The sequence below is a fragment of the Kaustia mangrovi genome (assembly GCF_015482775.1).
Classification (GTDB): Bacteria; Pseudomonadota; Alphaproteobacteria; order Rhizobiales; family Im1; genus Kaustia; species Kaustia mangrovi.
Map to the genome: position 1 here is coordinate 2,949,014 of NZ_CP058214.1, position 16,747 is coordinate 2,965,760.

A 16,747-nucleotide genomic window follows, 5' to 3' on the forward strand; every position below is an offset into this window, starting at 1 on the left:
CCGACGGAAAGAAGGGGAAGCGGCTTCTATGCCGAGCCTCAAGGAACTCAGAAACCGTATCTCGAGCGTCCGGGCGACGCAGAAGATCACCCGGGCGATGCAGATGGTCGCCGCCGCCAAGCTCCGCCGCGCGCAGGAGGCGGCGGAGGCCGCACGGCCCTATGCGGAGCGCATGGACGCCGTGCTCGCCAATCTGGCGCGCGGCTTCGAGGGGCGCGAGGATGCGCCGAAGCTCCTGGCCGGCACCGGCAAGGACGACGTGCACCTGCTCGTCGTGGCGACGGCGGAGCGCGGCCTGTGCGGCGCGTTCAACACCAATATCGCCAAGCGCGCCCGCGACCGCGCCTATGAGCTCACCCGTCAGGGCAAGACGGTCAAGTTCCTGTGCGTCGGCCGCAAGGGGCGCGACGTGCTCAGGCGCCTCTTCCCCAAGCAGATCGTCGACACCTTCGAGTTCCGCACGGTGCGCAATATCGGCTTCGCGCAGGCCCAGGAGGTCGGCAAGCGCGTGCTGGAGATGTTCGAGGCGGGCGAGTTCGACGTCTGCACGCTGTTCTACTCGCAGTTCAAGAACGTCATCACCCAGACGCCGACGGCGCTCCAGCTCATTCCCGCGCGGGCCGACATCATCGAGGAAGGCACGAACGAGGCGGCGGAAGCCGAGCTGGTCGACCTCGGCGGCGCGGTCTACGACTACGAGCCCGACGAGGCGGAAATCCTGGACGATCTCCTGCCGCGCAACATCTCGGTGCAGATCTTCAGGGCGCTCCTGGAGAATGCGGCCGGCGAGCAGGGCGCGCGCATGAGCGCGATGGACAGCGCCACGCGCAATGCCGGCGAGATGATCGACCAGCTGACGCTGCGCTACAACCGCACGCGCCAGGCGATGATCACCAAGGAGCTGATCGAGATCATTTCGGGCGCGGAGGCGCTCTAGGAGCTTCAAAGACAAGGGATCAACCCGGATCGGACCACCTGATCGGCGCGAAACTTGACGATTTGGACAAAGGCGGGCGCCGACCGCCACCGACGCGCAGGGCGGACCGGACCGTAAACTCAAGGACTTGGACCATGGCGACGAAGAAGACCAGCAAGGCGAGCAACAAGACCGCGGACAGGCCGGTGGGCCATGTCCGCCAGGTCATGGGCGCGGTCGTGGACGTGCAGTTCGAGGATCACCTGCCGGAGATCTACAACGCGCTGGAGACCGAGAATGGCGGTAACCGGCTGGTGCTCGAGGTGGCCCAGCATCTCGGCGAGAACACGGTGCGCACCATCGCCATGGACGCCACCGAGGGCCTGGTTCGCGGCCAGGACGTCTTCGACAGCGGCAACGCCATCGAGGTGCCGGTCGGCGACGGCACGCTCGGCCGCATCATGAACGTGATCGGCCAGCCCGTGGACGAGGCCGGCGAGATCCCGCATGAGGAAGTGCGCGGCATCCACCAGGAGGCCCCGGAATTCGTGGAGCAGTCCACGGAGGCGGAGATCCTCGTCACCGGCATCAAGGTCGTCGACCTGCTCGCGCCCTATGCCCGCGGCGGCAAGATCGGCCTGTTCGGTGGCGCCGGTGTCGGCAAGACCGTGCTCATCCAGGAGCTGATCAACAACGTCGCGAAGGCCCATGGCGGCTACTCCGTGTTCGCCGGCGTCGGCGAGCGCACGCGCGAGGGCAACGATCTCTACTGGGAGATGATCGAGTCCGGCGTGAACAAGCAGGGCGGCGGCGAGGGTTCCAAGTGCTCGCTGGTCTATGGCCAGATGAACGAGCCGCCCGGCGCGCGCGCCCGCGTGGCGCTGACCGGCCTGACCGTGGCGGAGCACTTCCGCGACCAGGGCCAGGACGTGCTGTTCTTCGTGGACAACATCTTCCGCTTCACCCAGGCGGGCTCGGAGGTGTCGGCGCTTCTCGGCCGCATCCCGTCGGCGGTGGGCTATCAGCCGACGCTCGCCACCGACATGGGCGCGCTGCAGGAGCGGATCACCACCACCACCAAGGGCTCGATCACCTCGGTGCAGGCCATTTACGTGCCGGCCGACGACCTGACCGACCCGGCGCCGGCGACCTCCTTCGCCCATCTGGACGCGACGACGGTGCTCAACCGTGCGATCTCGGAGAAGGGCATCTACCCGGCCGTGGACCCGCTCGACTCCACCTCGCGCATGCTCGACCCGCGCATCATCGGCGAGGAGCACTACAATGTCGCCCGCCAGGTGCAGGAGATCCTCCAGCGCTATAAGGCGCTCCAGGACATCATCGCCATTCTCGGCATGGACGAGCTGTCGGAAGAGGACAAGATGACGGTGGCGCGCGCCCGCAAGATCGAGCGCTTCCTGTCCCAGCCCTTCCACGTCGCGGAGATCTTCACCGGCACGCCGGGCAAGTTCGTGGAGCTCGCCGACACGGTGAAGAGCTTCAAGGGCCTGTGCGAGGGCGAGTACGACCACCTGCCGGAGGCCGCCTTCTACATGGTCGGCTCCATCGAGGAAGCCGTGGAGAAGGCCGAGCGGCTCGCCGCCGAGGCCGCCTGATTCATCTACCGATCAGGGTCGCACCGAGGTGCAGGAAGCTAGGAAAGGTCTATGGCCGAGGAACTGAACTTCGAGCTCGTTTCGCCGGAGCGGCTGCTCATGTCTGACGCCGTGGAGCAGGTGACGGTTCCCGGCTCCGACGGCGACTTCACCGTCTTCGCCCGCCACGCGCCGGTCATCTCCACGATCCGGCCGGGCGTGCTCACCGTGCGCCGTCCCGGCTCCGACGAGGAGCGGATCTATCTGCGCGGCGGGTTCGCCGAGGTCAATCCCAAGGGGCTGATCGTGCTGGCGGAAGAGGCCATCCCGCTCGGGGAGCTTGACAGCGAGGCGCTCGCCCAGCAGGTGAAGAACGCCGAGGAGGATGTCGCCGACGCGACCGACGACGAGAAGCGCCGCCGGGCCCAGGAGAATCTGGACCATCTGAAGCAGCTTCAGGCGGCTCTCTAACCAACTGGAAACGATCGGCTTTTCCGCCATCAGGCAAGGCTGCCTGTTGGCGGGCCGGTCCGGTTGGCTATATTATGATGCAGCCTTCCTGTCAGAGGCATGCCGGCATGTTCCGCGCCCCCGAAGGGAAGGCGCGGTGTCTGTAACCGAGTGGGCGGCAATGACGACGAGAGGAGGCATGTGATCCATGCGCTGGACGCTTGACAGGATCAACTGGGACGCCTTCGACGCCTCGAAGGTCGATCCGGACACGCTGAAGGCGGTCAAGGCCGCCTCGCTCGTCGAGTTCAACTCGCCCGACTATGTGAGCTATCTGTCCCGCGTCTTCCACGACGACGACCGCGTGCAGGGCAATATCGATCAGTGGGGCAAGGAGGAGGCCCAGCACGGCCGCGCGCTGGCCGCCTGGGCCAAGCTCGCCGACCCCGATTTCGACTTCGAATCGGCCTTCGAGCGTTTCCGCGAGATCCAGAAGATCAATACCGAGGTGGACGAATCCCTGCGCGGCTCGCGTGCCGGCGAGATGATCGCGCGCTGCGTGGTGGAGAGTGGCACCTCCTCCTTCTATACCGCCATCAAGGACCAGACGGACGAGCCCTGCCTGAAGCAGATCGTCACCTTCATGGCCGCCGACGAGTTCGCGCACTATCGCTGCTTCTACGAGATCTACAAGAAGTACGAGCACGAGCTGCCGGGCAAATGGGGCCGCATCAAGGTGGCTCTGAGCCGGGTGAGCGAGGCCGACGACGACGAGCTCGCGGGCGCCTTCTATTGCGGCAACTACCCGGCGGGCACCGATGTCTCCTACGAGCGCAAGCCCTTCGCCGACGCCTATCAGAAGCGTGCGCTCGGCATCTATCAGCGCCAGCACATGGACCGGCTGATTTCCATGGTCGCCAAGGCGGGCGGTCTCGATCCGCACGGCTTCCTGACCACCAAGGTGCAGGCCTTCGCCTGGTGGTACATGCAGGGCCAGCAGAGAAAGCTCGCCCGCACCGCCATCTAACGCACCGCCCGACCCGATTGTCTGCAGCACCGGTCCGCTCCCGCACCCGGCTGTCAGGGGGATCGTCATGGCGTGGCGAACCTGTCCGCCCCGCCTGGCCGGTTCACCGATTATTCAGCCTGGGCCTGCTTTGATCTCCCGAAAGGGGCGCATGGGGCTCAAGCGTCGGTGGCCGGGACGATGTGCGCGTCCCGGCGCCACTCAGGGAGACTGCCGGACGATGGACAGGGTGGACAATGACGGGATTGCGATCGCCTTCGAAGCGAGCGGCGAGGGCGTGCCGGTGGTCCTGCTGCACGGCTTCACGGCGAATGCCGCCTCGTGGCGCGAATTCGGATATGTGGACCCGCTGGTCGAGCGCGGCTACCGGGTGATCGCGGTCGATGCGCGCGGCCACGGCGCATCGGGCGCGCCCCATGACAGCGCCCTCTACGGCCAGCGGGCGCGGGCCGGCGATGTCGTCGCCGTGCTCGATGCGCTGGGCATTCCCGAAGCCCATGTCGTCGGTTATTCCATGGGCGGCTGGATCGCCTATGGCGTGGCGGCCCATTTCCCCCACCGGCTCCTGTCGCTGACGGCCATCGGCGTCCACCCCTTCGCCCAGGACATGTCCTTCTTCCGCCAGGCGCTGGATGGCGGGCTGGAGGGCTGGCTCGCAACCGTGGAGGCCGTGGCCGGTCCCATGCCCGACCATCTGCGGGAGACGATCCTGTCGAACGATCTCGCCGCCATGCGCGCCGCCGTCGCCGACGACCGTGCCGACATGGCGGAGCGGGTGGTTCTGGCGGGATGTCCCATGGCGTTCCTGTGCGGCGACCGGGACCGCAATCACGAGCCCGTGGCCCGTTTCGCCGATATCGTCGACGGGCCGTTCGCCAGCCTGCCGGGGCTCGATCATTTCGCGAGCTGGCTGGAGACCGGCATGACCCTGCCGCCGCTCATGGACGCCCTGGATCGGGCGGGCCGCATGTCGCGGGCGGCTTAAGACCCCCGTGTCTGGTCAGGAGGCAGCCCGCCCGGCCGCCAGCTCCGCCACGACCGGCCTGAAGGCAGTAACGAGCTCTTCGTAGACCTTCCGCTTGAAGGGAACGACGAGGTCCGGCAGGCGGTCGATCTCCACCCAGTCCCAGGCGTCGAACTCCACCTCGTGGTCGTCGGGCTCCAGATGGAACTCGTCGTCGCAGCCCTCATAGCGCATCAGGAACCATTTCTGCTTCTGGCCGCGGAACTTGCCGTGAAGCGCCTGGCCGATCGCCTCGCGCGGCAGGTCGTAGGTGAGCCAGCCCTCCGTCTCGGCAAGGATCGAGGCCCTGTCGGTGCCGATCTCCTCCTTCATCTCGCGGAAGGCGGCCTCGCGCGGCTCCTCGCCCTTGTCGATGCCGCCCTGCGGCATCTGCCAGAGGTTCTCGCCGCCATCCTTTTCCCATTTGGGCACGCGCCGGCCGAGCCAGACCTTGCCCTGCGCGTTGACGAGCATGATGCCGACACAGGGCCGGTAGGGCATGAGGGCAATGTCCTCGTCGTCGAGCGGCACCATGGGGAAGGGTCCTTGTCCTGTCGCGGGGGGCTTCGCGGGGTCCTGAAACGAAGGAACGGGGCACGCATGCCCCGTTCCGGTCTGTCGAGAGTGTCGGGCACGCCCTGCCGGTCATTCTTCGGCCGGTGCGGGCTCCTCGGTCTCCTGCGCCTTGGTGTCCTGCGTCTTTTCGGCATCCTTGGACGGCGCGGCCTTCTTCTTCTTGTCGTCCGTCGTCATGGCGACTTCGCCGCGCAGCAGGCTCAGGGCGTACTGGAGCTGGGCGTCGTCGTCCTTCTCCTTGGGGACGTAGCTCGTCGAGCCCTTGAGCTCCTCGCCGCCATCCTCGTTCTGCAGATGGCCCGGCAGGCTCGCCTCGCCCTTGGTTTCGAACTTCGCGCGTTCGGCTTCCGGGACGTCCTGCTCGACCTTGATGTCGGGATCGATGCCCTGGGCCTGGATCGACCGGCCCGCCGGCGTGTAGTAGCGCGCCGTGGTGAGCCTGAGCGCCCCGTAGCTGCCGAGCGGGATGATGGTCTGGACGGAGCCCTTGCCGAAGGAGCGCGTGCCGACGATGGTCGCCCGCTTGTGGTCCTGCAGCGCGCCGGCCACGATCTCGGACGCCGAGGCCGAGCCGCCATTGATCAGCACGACCACCGGCTTGCCCTCGATCAGGTCGCCGGCCTGGGCGTTGAAGCGCTGGGTCTCCTCGGAATTGCGCCCGCGCGTGGAGACGATCTCGCCCTGGTTGAGGAGCGTGTCGGACACCGAGATCGCCTGGTCGAGCAGGCCGCCGGGATTGTTCCGGAGGTCGATCACATAGCCCTTGAGCTTGTTGCCGAGCTCGGAGCTGAGCTCCTTGATCGCCGTCTCCAGACCTTCCTGCGTCTGCTCGTTGAAGGTGGTGATGCGGATATAGCCGATATTGCCTTCCGGATCCCACCGCACCGAGCGGATGCGGATGATGTCGCGGGTGATCTTCACCTCGAAGGGCTCGGCCACGCCGTCGCGCACCACGGTGAGGGCGATCGAGGTGTTGACCGGGCCGCGCATCTGGTCGACGGCCTCGTTGAGCGTCATGCCCATGACCTGCGTGCCGTCGATATGGGTGATCATGTCGCCCGGCAGGATGCCGGCGGCCTCCGCCGGCGTGTCGTCGATGGGCGTGACCACCTTGACGACGCCGTTCTCCATGGTGACCTCGATGCCGAGCCCGCCGAACTCGCCGCGCGTCTGCACCTGCATCTCGCGGAACCGCTTGGCGTTCATGTAGCTCGAATGGGGGTCGAGCGAGGTCAGCATGCCGTTGATCGCGGCATCGATGAGCTCTTCCTCGTTGGGCTTCTCGACATAGTCCGACCGCACCCGGTCGAACACGTCGCCGAACAGGTTGAGCTGGCGATAGGTATCCGTATCGGAGCTCGTGGCCGCGTCCAGGGCGGATGCCGCAGTCCACAGGACTGTCGCGGCGACCGCGCCTGCGGCCATGAAGCCAACGGCACTGAGCAGTCTCTTATGCATTATCCACGCGCCTCTTTGTCGGTCCCGACCCACCACGGGGCTGGATCGATCGTCTCGCCGTCCCTGCGAAATTCGATATAGAGGACCGGCCTTGGGTCGCCCAACCGGTCACCGATTAATGTCGCTCTCGCGGGTCCATCACCCATGGTGCCGACCGGCTCTCCCGCTCTCACGAACTGACCCGTGCCGACCGATATCTCGTTCAGGCCAGCCAATAGGATATGATAGCCCTCGCCGACATTCAGGATCAAGAGTTGCCCATAGCTGCGAAATGTCCCAGCGAACTCGATATGCCCGTCGGCGGGCGCTGTCACCTGGGCATTGGGCCGCGTGGCGATCATGTCGCCGCGCACCTTGCCGCCAAAGCCGTTGTTGCTGCCGTAATGGCTCACCAGCGCGCCCTGGACGGGAAATCCGAGGCGGCCCTTGATCTCGGTGAAGGGGACCTGCGGCTCCATGGCCTTCGCCAGGCGGCGTTCCTCGGCGCGCTTCGCCTCCTCCTCGGCCTTGCGGCGCTGCTCTTCGAGCGAGGAGAGAAGCTGCTTGAGCGATTCCGCCTTGCGAGATAGCTCGTCGGCGCGCTCCCTGGATGTGGCGAGCTCTTGTCCGGCCGCCTCGGCGAGCTTGCTCTTGCGCTCCAGAAGCGTCTCGATCTCGGCGCGTTCGGAGCGCAGCCGGGCGAGATTGGCGGTCACGGTCTCGCCTTCCCGGATCATCTGCTCGCGCAGGGATCTGAGCCGCGCCAGGTCGCGCGACAGTGCGTTCGCCTCCTCCTCCAGCTCGGGAACGACGGTGCCGAGCAGCATGGCGCCGCGCAGCGCGGCCAGCGCGTCGTCCGGCTTGACGGCCAGCGCCGGCGGCGGGTTGCGCTCCAGCCGCTGCAGGCCGGCCAGAAGCTCCGCGAGGGCATAGTGCCGGTCGGCGAGCTTGCTGCGCAGAGCCTTCGATTCCGCGTCGAGCCCGTCGAGCCGGCGTTCCGCGGTCGTGATCGCGCCCTCGCGCGACTGGATGCTGGCGGCGAGCGCGATGAGGCGGTCCGACAGGGCCTTGGCCTCCTCGTCCAGCGCTTCCTTTTCCTTCGCGAGAGACTGTTCCTCGCTGCGGGCGCTCTCGAGCTGGTCGCGCACCGTGTCGAGCGCGTCCTCCGTCTCCTTCGCGCGCTCGGTGAATTCCTCGCCCGCCGCATGTGCCGCCGGCACAACCGCGAGCGCCATCGCCAGGCAGAGCGTCAGCGGCAAGAGGGTGTGTCGCAATATGTCGCGTGCGCGCATTGTCCGGGCTGTCCCGCCATCGCTTATGCACAGTGCTCGGTTTCGCTGTGCTCAGGACCGATGATACGGATGATTAACCAAAATGGTGACCGCCCGGTAAATCTGCTCGCACAGCATGGCGCGCGCGAGGCCGTGGGGCCATGTCATGCGCCCGAGCGACAGGACGAGGCCGGCGCTTTCGCGGATCTCGCCGCCATGCCCGTCCGGCCCGCCGATGAGGAAGCAGAGATCGGGCGTGCCGTCCTCCAGCCAGCCGCGCAGCCGGGCGGCGAAGGCGGTGCTCGCAAGCTCGCGGCCCGTCTCGTCGAGCGCGACGGTGACGGCCCGGTCGGGCACCATGGCGGCGAGCCTCGCCGCCTCGTCGGCGCGGCGCAGCTCGACGGTCGCGGCCTGCGACTCCGCGATGTCGGACATCGTGACCGCGCTCACGCCAACCGTGCGCCCCTGCGCGGCGGCGCGCTCCACATAGCGCTCGCAAAGCTCGCGTTCCGGCCCGCGCTTGAGGCGGCCGACCGCATTGACCGAAACACGCATGGACACCGTTACCGTTACCGCCCGCAGCCGGTCCTTCAGTGCGATCCGACCCCGCGACGGCGGGTAGCGGGCCTAAACCGCGACGTTCTCCAGCGGCGCATCCGCCGACCACAGCTTCTCCAGATTGTAGAAGCTGCGCACTTCCGGCCGGAAGACATGCACCACCACATCGCCGGAATCGATGAGTACCCAGTCGCAGGACGGCAGTCCCTCGACCCGGATATCGCGATACCCGGCCTGTTTCACGGCGTCGAGCAGCTGGTCGGCAATGGCGCCGACATGGCGCTGCGAACGACCCGACGCGATCACCATCTGGTCGGCGATCGGCGTCTTGTCCGTGAGATTGATGGATACGACATCTTCCGCCTTGGCGTCCTCGAGGCACGCAAGAACGGCATTCAGCAGGGAAGGCGAAGGCTTGCCGACGGGCAAGGCCTCACCCTTGACGGCCCGGCGTGCGGTACCGCCATGGTCTGATTGCAGTGTCAGGGCTGAGATCCTCTCGTTGCACGAGCAATAGGGCCCGTCCTGTTGCGAGCCCGGTCTGCCATATCTGCGTTCGAGTGGTTGTCACGATCAGTGGCAATCGCTTGAACAGTCTCCAGCGCCCATAAATCTAGCGCACAGTGCAAATCATTCAAGATTCGCATGACCAGAATATCACGATCCGGCGCAAAGCGCGACAGGCCGGGACGCCGCACCGGAGCGGTTCCTGGCGCGCCTGAGTGCCGTCGAGCTGGCCTCGTGGCGCCGCATGGTCACGAAGCTCCAGGCGGGCGCGCGGCAGACGGGCAGGATGGCGACGTCCTCGGAACGAACCCTGTAGGGGGCGAGCTTGTGGGCGGCCTTGGAACGCAGCGCGGCGAGCGTGTGGCTCGGCCGGTCGAAGACGGCCATGGGCAGGCTGTGCGGGATCTCTTCCCAGTTGTTCCAGCGGTGAAGCGTGGCGAAGCTGTCGGCGCCCATGATCCAGACGAAGTTGGCGCGGTCGAGCAGCGGCGTCATGGCGCGCATGGTCTGTGCGGTGTTGGTCGTGCCGAGCCGCTTCTCCAGGTCGGTGACGATGAAGCGGGGATGGTCGGCCAGCGCCCGGGTGGCGGCCAGCCTCTTGCCGAAATCGTCGGTCTCGTCCGGGCTCTTGAGGGGGTTCTGCGGGGAGACCAGCCACCAGACCTGATGGAGGTCGAGGCGCTTGAGGGCTTCGCCCGCCACGGCGACATGGCCCTCATGGGCGGGATTGAACGAGCCGCCGAACAGGCCGATGCGCATACCGGGCACGACGGTGGGAGGCGGCAGCGGCAGCTTGGTCATGGAGGGAGGGTCCCCGCGCCTTCTTTCAAAGAATGTGGCAGCCGGTGGGTTAGGATCGTGTCTGGCCGCTACCGCGCACGATATACTTGAAACTGGTGAGTTGCTCCAGCCCCACGGGACCGCGCGCGTGAAGCTTGCCCGTGGCGATGCCGATCTCCGCGCCCATGCCGAACTCGCCGCCATCGGCGAACTGGGTGGAGGCGTTGTGCAGCACGATGGCGCTGTCGACGCTCGTTAGGAAGCGGTCCGCGGTCTCGGTGTTCTGCGTCACGATGGACTCCGTATGCTGCGAACCGTAGCGCGCGATATGCGCAATCGCCTCGTCCACGCCGTCGACGACGTGCGCGGCGATGATCCTGTCGAGATACTCCGTCGACCAGTCCTCCTCGCTGGCAGGCACGACGCGCGGATCGGCGGCCTGGACCTCGCTGTCGCCGCGCACCTCGCAGCCCGCATCGATCAGGGCGCCGACAAGGCCCGCCAGATGCCGGTCCGCGCCGGCCCGGTCCACGAGCAGGGTTTCCGCCGCGCCGCAGATGCCGGTCCGGCGCATCTTGGCGTTGACGACGATCTCGCGCGCCATGTCCGCATCGGCGTCGCGGTCCACATAGACATGGCAGATGCCCTCCAGATGGGCGAAGACCGGCACCCGCGCCTCCGTCTGGACGCGCGCCACGAGGCTCTTGCCGCCGCGCGGGACGATGAGGTCTATGGTGCCGCCGAGGCCCTCGAGCATGAAGCCCACCGCGCTGCGGTCGGCGGTCGGCACCATCTGGATCGCAGCCTCCGGCAGCCCGGCCTCGGCAAGGCCGGCCCTGAGGCAGGCCACGATGGCCTCGCTGGAGGCGAAGCTGTCGCTGCCGCCGCGCAGGATGACCGCATTGCCCGCCTTCATGCACAGCGCGCCCGCATCGGCGGTCACATTGGGCCGGCTTTCATAGACGATACCGATGACGCCGATGGGCGTTCGCGTGCGCGCGATCCTGAGGCCGTTGGGGCGCGTCCATTCCGCGGTGACCTCGCCCACCGGGTCGGGCAGCTCGGCGATGGCCTCGATCCCTCGGGCCATGGCCTCGACGCGCTCCCGGTCGAGCCTCAGCCGGTCGAGGAAAGCGGCGGGCCGGCCGGACGCCTCCGCCCGCTCCAGATCGCGGGCATTGGCGGCGAGGATGTGCGGACAGTCCGCCCGGATGGCGGCCGCCATGGCGCGCAGCGCGGCGTTCTTGGCCTCCGCCGGCGCCTGTGCGAGGCGGGACGCCGCGTCCCGCGCCCGTTGCCCGAGCTCCGCCATCGTCGCGGCGATCGTCTGCGTCGCGGTCTCCTCCGCAAGGCTCATCGCTTTCAACTCCTGATCAGGACGAGGTCGTCCCGGTGCACCATTTCGTCCCGGCCGCGCCAGCCCAGTATCGTCTCGATCTCGCCGCTCCTGCGCCCGGCGATCCGTTCGGCGTCCTCGCGGTCATAGGCGACGAGCCCGCGCGCGATCTCGACGCCGGAGGGAGCGAGAATACTCACCGTGTCGCCGCGTGCAAAGTGCCCCTCGATCCGGGACACGCCCGCCGGAAGCAGGCTGCGCCCCTTGTCGAGGGCCTCGACCGCGCCGTCGTCGACCATCAGCCGGCCCACGGGCACGAGCGCGCCGGCGATCCAGCGCTTGCGCTCCGCCACCGGGGACCCGGAGCCGAGGAACCATGTGGAAGGGCCGTCCTGCAGGATGCGCCTGAGCGGATGGGCGACCCGGCCGGACGCGATCGCCATGTTGGCGCCGGCGCCAAGCGCGATGCGGGCGGCCTCCAGCTTGGTGACCATGCCGCCCGTGCCCACGCCGCTCACGGGCTTTCCGGCCATCGCCTCGATCTCCGCCGTGATGGCGTGGACCTCCGGGACGAGCGCCGCATCGGGGTCGCTCTCGGGCGAGGCGGTATAGAGCCCGTCGACATCGGACAGCAGGACCAGCGTGTCCGCGGAGACCATGCTCGTCACCCGGGCGGCGAGCCGGTCGTTGTCGCCATAGCGGATCTCGGAGGTCGCGACCGTGTCGTTCTCGTTGATCACCGGCACCGCGCCCTTCTGGATGAGGGTGGTGAGCGTGTTGCGCGCATTGAGATAGCGCCGGCGCTCCTCGGTGTCGTTGAGGGTAAGCAGTACCTGCGCGGCGACGAGGCCGTGGCGGGCGAGAGAGCGCTGATAGGCGTGGGCGAGCGTCACCTGCCCGACGGCGGCGGCGGCCTGGCTTTCCTCCAGCTTCGCCCTGTGGCGCGGCAGGCCGAGCGTGCCGCGCCCGAGCGCGATGGCGCCGGAGGACACGATGACGACCTCCGCGCCGCCGGCCCTGAGCTCGGCGACGTCGTCGATCAGTGTGTCGAGCCAGTCATGGTCGAGCCGTCCGGTCGCCTGTTCGACGAGGAGGGCGGATCCGATCTTGACGACGACGCGCCGGGCCTCGCCGAGGCGGCTCATGGCGTCCAGCCCTCCGCCGTCTCGTCCGCGTCGTCACCCTCCCCGGATGTGTCGGTGCCGGCCTTCTCCGCCTCGCGGCGGGCGTTGACGGCGTCGGCGACCATGGCGATGGCCGTATCGACGCCCGCGCCGCTGACGCCGGAGAGCCTCAGGGGCTCGACCCCCGTTTCCGCGGCGAACCGCGCCGCGATCCCGTCGAGGTCGTCGGGCGCGAGCGCGTCGGTCTTGTTGAGGGCGACGATCTCCGCCTTCTCCTCGAGCCCGCGTCCATAGCCGGCAAGCTCGGCGCGCACCGTGCGGTAGGCCGCGACCGGATCCTCGCCCGTGGCGTCGACCAGATGCAGGAGCACCGCGCAACGCTCCACATGGCCGAGGAAGCGGTCGCCGAGCCCCGCGCCCTCATGGGCGCCCTCGATGAGGCCCGGAATGTCGGCGAGCACGAACGAGGCGGTGCCCCTGCGCACCACGCCGAGCACGGGGTTGAGCGTCGTGAAGGGGTAGTCGGCGATCTTCGGGCGCGCCGCGCTCACATGCGACAGGAAGGTCGACTTTCCGGCATTGGGCAGGCCCACGAGGCCGGCATCGGCGATCAGCTTCAGCCGGAGCCAGATCCACCGTTCCTCGCCGGCCTCGCCGGGATTGGCCCGGCGCGGGGCGCGGTTGGTGGAGGACTTGAAGCGCGTATTGCCGAAGCCGCCATTGCCGCCGCGCGCCAGCAGGACGCGCTGGCCGACCTCGGTCAGGTCGGCGATCGGCGTCTCCTCGTCCTCCTCGAAGACCTGCGTGCCCACCGGCACCTTGAGCACGACGGGCCGGCCGCCGGCGCCGGTGCGGTTCTTGCCCATGCCGTGGCCGCCGCGCGGGGCCTTGAAGTGCTGGCGGTAGCGATAGTCGATGAGCGTGTTGAGGCCATCCACGGCCTCCACCCAGACATCGCCGCCGCGGCCGCCGTCGCCGCCGTCCGGCCCGCCATACTCGATATACTTCTCCCGCCGGAAGCTCAGGCAGCCATTACCGCCGTCGCCCGCACGGACATAGACTTTCGCTCGGTCGAGAAATTTCATGGGCCAACTCTTTATCGGCTTTCCCGGCCTCCCGCAAAGGCCGTTTGCGACGGCGGGTCCGCGCCGGAGGGAGCCTGTCGTGTTTCCTGTCCGATTGCTGCGGCACCGGCCCGCTCCCCCACCCGGCCACCCATGACATGATGATCCCGTGGGTGGCCGGGTGGGGGAGTGGGCCGGTACGGGTCGGGGCGAAGACGTCCTAGCCGTGGCGGCGCAGCCAGGCCTGGCGTGTCAGCCGGAACCGGTCCATGGGCTCCTTGCGGTCGAGCGCCAGCAGATATTGCCGACCGAGACCGATGAAGGCGAAGCCGCAGGCCTCCAGGACCCGGCGCGAGGCGATATTGGTGATCCGGCAGCCCGCGCCGATGGCGCTGAGCCCGCGATGCTCGAAGGCATGGGCGATCATCGCCCGGGCCGCCTCCGTCGCGAAACCGCGGCCGCGATAGGGCGCGCCGATCCAGTAGCCGAGCTCCGGGTCGGGGGCGAAGGTGCCCTGCTCGATGCCCACCGCGCCGATGAGGACCGGATCCGGGATGTTGAGATAGATGCCCATGGGCGCATCCTCCGGCGCCATGGCGGCCACGGTGTCGAGCCAGGCCTCGGCGTCGGAAAGGCGGTAGGGGTGGGGGATGCGGGATGTGTTCTCCGCAAGCGCGCGCTCATTGGCGAGCCGGGCGATGCGCGCGGCATCGGCGCGCTCGGGGCGCGCGAGGATCAGCCGGTCGGTTGCGCGTGTGTGCCTGTCGCGGCTGTCGAGAGTGGCCAGTTCGGTCATGATCGGACTCCTTCGCGGAAGTCAAAACGAATTCGGGGAGATGGATGTCCCATCTCCCCGATTCGTGCTTCGCGATTGGATCCTCCGATCCGCCGGTTCGATGAGACGCCGGCGTATCGGAGTGTGTCCGATGCGCCGTCAGCTGGCGTTGGCCGGTACCGGTACGACGGAGACGAAGGTCCGTCCGCTGCGGCCCGTGCTGAACTCCACTTTGCCCTCGGTAAGCGCAAAGATGGTGTGGTCCTTGCCCATGCCGACATTGGTGCCGGGATGCCATTTGGTGCCACGCTGGCGCAGGATGATGTTGCCCGGAATGACGGCCTCGCCACCGAACTTCTTCACGCCGAGCCTGCGGCCGGCCGAATCGCGTCCATTGCGTGAGGAGCCGCCTGCCTTCTTGTGCGCCATGACCTTTGCTCCGTCCTCGTTCTACAGTCGATAAAACTGGCGTTCTGGAAACCTTCGATGGCGGGGGCGTTACTTCGCCTCGCCGGTGTCCTTGTCCGCCGCCTTGGCCTTGCTGGCCGTCTTCTTCTCGGCGCCGCCGTCCTTGGCCGCCTTCGCGGTCGCGGACTTGGCCGGGCTCGCCTTGGCCTTGCCGGTCTCTTCCGGCTTGGTCTCCGCCTTGGCCTCGGCCTTCGGCTTCGCGTCCGCCTTCAGGGCGGCCTTGGCCTTTGCCGGCTTCTTGCCGTCGGTCAGGATCTCGGTGATCCGGAGCGTCGTCAGGAGCTGGCGGTGGCCCTGCGTGCGGCGGTATTTCTTGCGCCGCTTCTTCTTGAAGACCGTGATCTTCTCGCCGCGCGTCTGCTCGACGACCTCCGCGGCGACGCTCGCGCCCTCCACCAGCGGGGCGCCCACGACGGGCTTGTCCGCACCGGCGATCATGAGAACGTCGGAAATGGCGACGACCTCGCCCGGCTCGCCCTGGAGGCGCTCCACCTGGATGACGTCGTTCTCGGCAACCTTGTACTGCTTGCCGCCCGTCTTGATGACTGCGTACATAATGTCCAACCGCTGGATTATGAAATAACAGGTCTGGCCGGCGTGCCTGACCACCCGGCAAATTTGCGCGCACTATACGCGGAACGCTCCGCCTGTCAAGGAAACGCCGCGCCGTCCGGACCACTTTGATTCGACGCCCGTTCCGCCCCCAAGGCCGGCCCCGGGACGGGCTTTGCGCAGGAAGGTCGTTTCCGGGGGTTGGCAGACGCCGCGATCGGCGCTATGTGATCGGCCGCGAGACCCGTTCGCGAACGGATGACCTCGATCTGAGCGGAGGGGTGCCGGAGTGGTCGAACGGGGCGGTCTCGAAAACCGTTGTGCGCGCGAGCGTACCGTGGGTTCGAATCCCACCCCCTCCGCCATTCCCGACACACTGACCTCATTATGGGATACCGGCCGCGGCGCCTCCAGGCGTTCATGTGGGGTTCAGCGGGCGGCCTCCACGGTGCGTGCAGCGACAAGGAGAGACCCATGCGTTTGCTGCCGATTGTTCTTGCCCTGATCGTTTCGGGCGCGGTTGTGGCTCAGGCCGCCGAGCCGGAGGGGACGTGGATCGTCGAGGATATCCGGGGCGGCGGGGTGATCGACAGCCTCCGGACCACCCTGGAGATCGCGCCGGACGGCAAGGTGTCGGGCCATGGCGGGTGCAACGGTTTTGGCGGCAGCGCCGAGATCGATGGCAACGCCATCCGGTTCGGCCCGATGTTCTCCACGAAGATGGCCTGTGCGCCCGCGATCATGGACCAGGAGCAGACGTTCCACGACGCGCTGGCGGATGTGACGGCATGGCAGATCGAGGAGACCGGCCATCTCGTCCTGCTCGACGGGAACGGCGAGACGCTGATCAGGCTGATCGGCGAATAGGCCCGGCGGTCCGGCACCTCCCTCCACCTGCTTCTCCCGATCACAGACTTTCATGCTTCGCCTTGCGCGGTCCTTTCCCGCGGCGGTGAGCTCGCATTCGAAGTGCCCAAGCGGGGTTTCGGGCCGCCTTCCCGGGAATGATGGGCATGGACGGCGCTTCCGTCGGTGGTGACGGAGCTTGCGAGTACGAAAGCCGGAATCGATAGTCGTTTGGCGCTTGCTCACCTCGCGCGGTCTCGGCGCTCGCTCACCAGAACCCGTTGCTTGCGCCTGTCATAGCCCCGGCGCGTGACAGAGCGTCTTTCTGACCGGCTGTCCGAGAGAACAGGGGTCCGGGCGTTTATGGCCTGTTTCTTGGAATATACTAAAATTTGCGATTAGTATTTTTGATAAATTTCTTCAAAATTACCTAGTATTGCGCATATATTGCAAGTTTAAAAT

18 protein-coding genes and 1 tRNA gene are annotated in these 16,747 nt (G+C 67.5%); 7 read left to right on the top strand and 12 right to left on the bottom strand.

Features of this window, described 5'->3' with window-relative positions:
• Positions 1-28: 28 nt before the first annotated feature.
• From HW532_RS13680 to HW532_RS13700, 5 genes are all read left to right on the top strand, one after another.
• Complete coding sequence (locus HW532_RS13680) at positions 29-937, top strand: F0F1 ATP synthase subunit gamma (protein ID WP_213161001.1); 909 nt, start codon at positions 29-31, stop codon at positions 935-937.
• 134 nt (positions 938-1,071) lie between these two features.
• On the top strand, positions 1,072-2,532 hold the full coding sequence (gene atpD / locus HW532_RS13685) for a F0F1 ATP synthase subunit beta (RefSeq protein ID WP_213161002.1): 1,461 nt from the start codon (positions 1,072-1,074) through the stop codon (positions 2,530-2,532).
• Between the two features lie 51 nt (positions 2,533-2,583).
• Positions 2,584-2,982: a F0F1 ATP synthase subunit epsilon gene (locus tag HW532_RS13690; RefSeq protein ID WP_213161003.1), complete on the top strand. Its 399-nt coding sequence runs from the start codon at positions 2,584-2,586 to the stop codon at positions 2,980-2,982.
• 187 nt (positions 2,983-3,169) lie between these two features.
• On the top strand, positions 3,170-3,988 hold the full coding sequence (locus tag HW532_RS13695) for a ferritin-like domain-containing protein (RefSeq protein WP_213161004.1): 819 nt from the start codon (positions 3,170-3,172) through the stop codon (positions 3,986-3,988).
• 220 nt (positions 3,989-4,208) lie between these two features.
• Positions 4,209-4,973, top strand: coding sequence for an alpha/beta fold hydrolase (locus HW532_RS13700; protein ID WP_213161005.1), 765 nt, complete (start codon positions 4,209-4,211; stop codon positions 4,971-4,973).
• Between the two features lie 15 nt (positions 4,974-4,988).
• Here the strand turns inward: HW532_RS13700 and HW532_RS13705 are convergent, their stop codons facing one another.
• The 12 genes from HW532_RS13705 to rplU form a co-directional block, all read right to left on the bottom strand.
• The gene (locus HW532_RS13705) at positions 4,989-5,525 is read right to left on the bottom strand and encodes an RNA pyrophosphohydrolase (protein WP_213161006.1); all 537 of its coding nucleotides are present in this window, start codon (positions 5,523-5,525) and stop codon (positions 4,989-4,991) included.
• Positions 5,526-5,636: 111 nt separating this feature from the next.
• Positions 5,637-7,025 (bottom strand): S41 family peptidase, encoded by a 1,389-nt coding sequence (locus tag HW532_RS13710; protein WP_213161007.1) that lies wholly within the window; start codon positions 7,023-7,025, stop codon positions 5,637-5,639.
• On the bottom strand, positions 7,025-8,296 hold the full coding sequence (locus tag HW532_RS13715; protein ID WP_213161008.1) for a murein hydrolase activator EnvC family protein: 1,272 nt from the start codon (positions 8,294-8,296) through the stop codon (positions 7,025-7,027). Before HW532_RS13715 ends, HW532_RS13710 begins: the two co-directional genes overlap by 1 nt.
• A 51-nt stretch (positions 8,297-8,347) precedes the next feature.
• On the bottom strand, positions 8,348-8,830 hold the full coding sequence (gene rlmH, locus HW532_RS13720; protein WP_213161009.1) for a 23S rRNA (pseudouridine(1915)-N(3))-methyltransferase RlmH: 483 nt from the start codon (positions 8,828-8,830) through the stop codon (positions 8,348-8,350).
• A 72-nt stretch (positions 8,831-8,902) separates the two neighbouring features.
• Positions 8,903-9,262 (bottom strand): ribosome silencing factor, encoded by a 360-nt coding sequence (rsfS, locus tag HW532_RS13725; protein ID WP_246479051.1) that lies wholly within the window; start codon positions 9,260-9,262, stop codon positions 8,903-8,905.
• A gap of 228 nt (positions 9,263-9,490) precedes the next feature.
• On the bottom strand, positions 9,491-10,141 hold the full coding sequence (locus HW532_RS13730; protein WP_213161010.1) for a nicotinate-nucleotide adenylyltransferase: 651 nt from the start codon (positions 10,139-10,141) through the stop codon (positions 9,491-9,493).
• A gap of 49 nt (positions 10,142-10,190) precedes the next feature.
• A complete protein-coding gene (locus HW532_RS13735; RefSeq protein ID WP_213161011.1) occupies positions 10,191-11,477 on the bottom strand; it encodes a glutamate-5-semialdehyde dehydrogenase in 1,287 nt (428 codons plus the stop codon).
• Positions 11,478-11,482: 5 nt separating this feature from the next.
• Positions 11,483-12,610 (bottom strand): glutamate 5-kinase, encoded by a 1,128-nt coding sequence (gene proB / locus HW532_RS13740; protein ID WP_425491957.1) that lies wholly within the window; start codon positions 12,608-12,610, stop codon positions 11,483-11,485.
• On the bottom strand, positions 12,598-13,665 hold the full coding sequence (obgE, locus tag HW532_RS13745) for a GTPase ObgE (RefSeq protein ID WP_213161013.1): 1,068 nt from the start codon (positions 13,663-13,665) through the stop codon (positions 12,598-12,600). The genes proB and obgE overlap by 13 nt, the downstream gene beginning before the upstream one ends.
• Positions 13,666-13,864: 199 nt before the next feature.
• Positions 13,865-14,440, bottom strand: a complete 576-nt coding sequence (locus HW532_RS13750) for a GNAT family N-acetyltransferase (protein ID WP_213161014.1) — start codon at positions 14,438-14,440, stop codon at positions 13,865-13,867.
• Positions 14,441-14,578: 138 nt separating this feature from the next.
• On the bottom strand, positions 14,579-14,848 hold the full coding sequence (rpmA, locus tag HW532_RS13755; RefSeq protein WP_213161015.1) for a 50S ribosomal protein L27: 270 nt from the start codon (positions 14,846-14,848) through the stop codon (positions 14,579-14,581).
• 69 nt (positions 14,849-14,917) lie between these two features.
• Positions 14,918-15,442 carry a 50S ribosomal protein L21 gene (rplU, locus tag HW532_RS13760; protein ID WP_213161016.1) on the bottom strand — a complete coding sequence of 175 codons (525 nt, stop codon included), beginning with the start codon at positions 15,440-15,442 and terminating at the stop codon, positions 14,918-14,920.
• A 272-nt stretch (positions 15,443-15,714) separates the two neighbouring features.
• Here rplU and HW532_RS13765 point away from each other — a divergent pair.
• Positions 15,715-15,804 (top strand) — tRNA-Ser (locus tag HW532_RS13765).
• Positions 15,805-15,913: 109 nt separating this feature from the next.
• Positions 15,914-16,306 carry an META domain-containing protein gene (locus tag HW532_RS13770; RefSeq protein WP_213161017.1) on the top strand — a complete coding sequence of 131 codons (393 nt, stop codon included), beginning with the start codon at positions 15,914-15,916 and terminating at the stop codon, positions 16,304-16,306.
• Positions 16,307-16,747: the final 441 nt, after the last annotated feature.

Coding starts and splice junctions, on each gene's coding strand:
- HW532_RS13680 (WP_213161001.1), top strand. CDS start 29: ATGCCGAGCCTCAAGGAACTCAGAAACCGTATCTCGAGCGTCCGGGCG.
- atpD (WP_213161002.1), top strand. CDS start 1,072: ATGGCGACGAAGAAGACCAGCAAGGCGAGCAACAAGACCGCGGACAGG.
- HW532_RS13690 (WP_213161003.1), top strand. CDS start 2,584: ATGGCCGAGGAACTGAACTTCGAGCTCGTTTCGCCGGAGCGGCTGCTC.
- HW532_RS13695 (WP_213161004.1), top strand. CDS start 3,170: ATGCGCTGGACGCTTGACAGGATCAACTGGGACGCCTTCGACGCCTCG.
- HW532_RS13700 (WP_213161005.1), top strand. CDS start 4,209: ATGGACAGGGTGGACAATGACGGGATTGCGATCGCCTTCGAAGCGAGC.
- HW532_RS13705 (WP_213161006.1), bottom strand. CDS start 5,525: ATGGTGCCGCTCGACGACGAGGACATTGCCCTCATGCCCTACCGGCCC.
- HW532_RS13710 (WP_213161007.1), bottom strand. CDS start 7,025: ATGCATAAGAGACTGCTCAGTGCCGTTGGCTTCATGGCCGCAGGCGCG.
- HW532_RS13715 (WP_213161008.1), bottom strand. CDS start 8,296: ATGCGCGCACGCGACATATTGCGACACACCCTCTTGCCGCTGACGCTC.
- rlmH (WP_213161009.1), bottom strand. CDS start 8,830: ATGCGTGTTTCGGTCAATGCGGTCGGCCGCCTCAAGCGCGGGCCGGAA.
- HW532_RS13730 (WP_213161010.1), bottom strand. CDS start 10,141: ATGACCAAGCTGCCGCTGCCGCCTCCCACCGTCGTGCCCGGTATGCGC.
- HW532_RS13735 (WP_213161011.1), bottom strand. CDS start 11,477: ATGAGCCTTGCGGAGGAGACCGCGACGCAGACGATCGCCGCGACGATG.
- obgE (WP_213161013.1), bottom strand. CDS start 13,665: ATGAAATTTCTCGACCGAGCGAAAGTCTATGTCCGTGCGGGCGACGGC.
- HW532_RS13750 (WP_213161014.1), bottom strand. CDS start 14,440: ATGACCGAACTGGCCACTCTCGACAGCCGCGACAGGCACACACGCGCA.
- rpmA (WP_213161015.1), bottom strand. CDS start 14,848: ATGGCGCACAAGAAGGCAGGCGGCTCCTCACGCAATGGACGCGATTCG.
- rplU (WP_213161016.1), bottom strand. CDS start 15,442: ATGTACGCAGTCATCAAGACGGGCGGCAAGCAGTACAAGGTTGCCGAG.
- HW532_RS13770 (WP_213161017.1), top strand. CDS start 15,914: ATGCGTTTGCTGCCGATTGTTCTTGCCCTGATCGTTTCGGGCGCGGTT.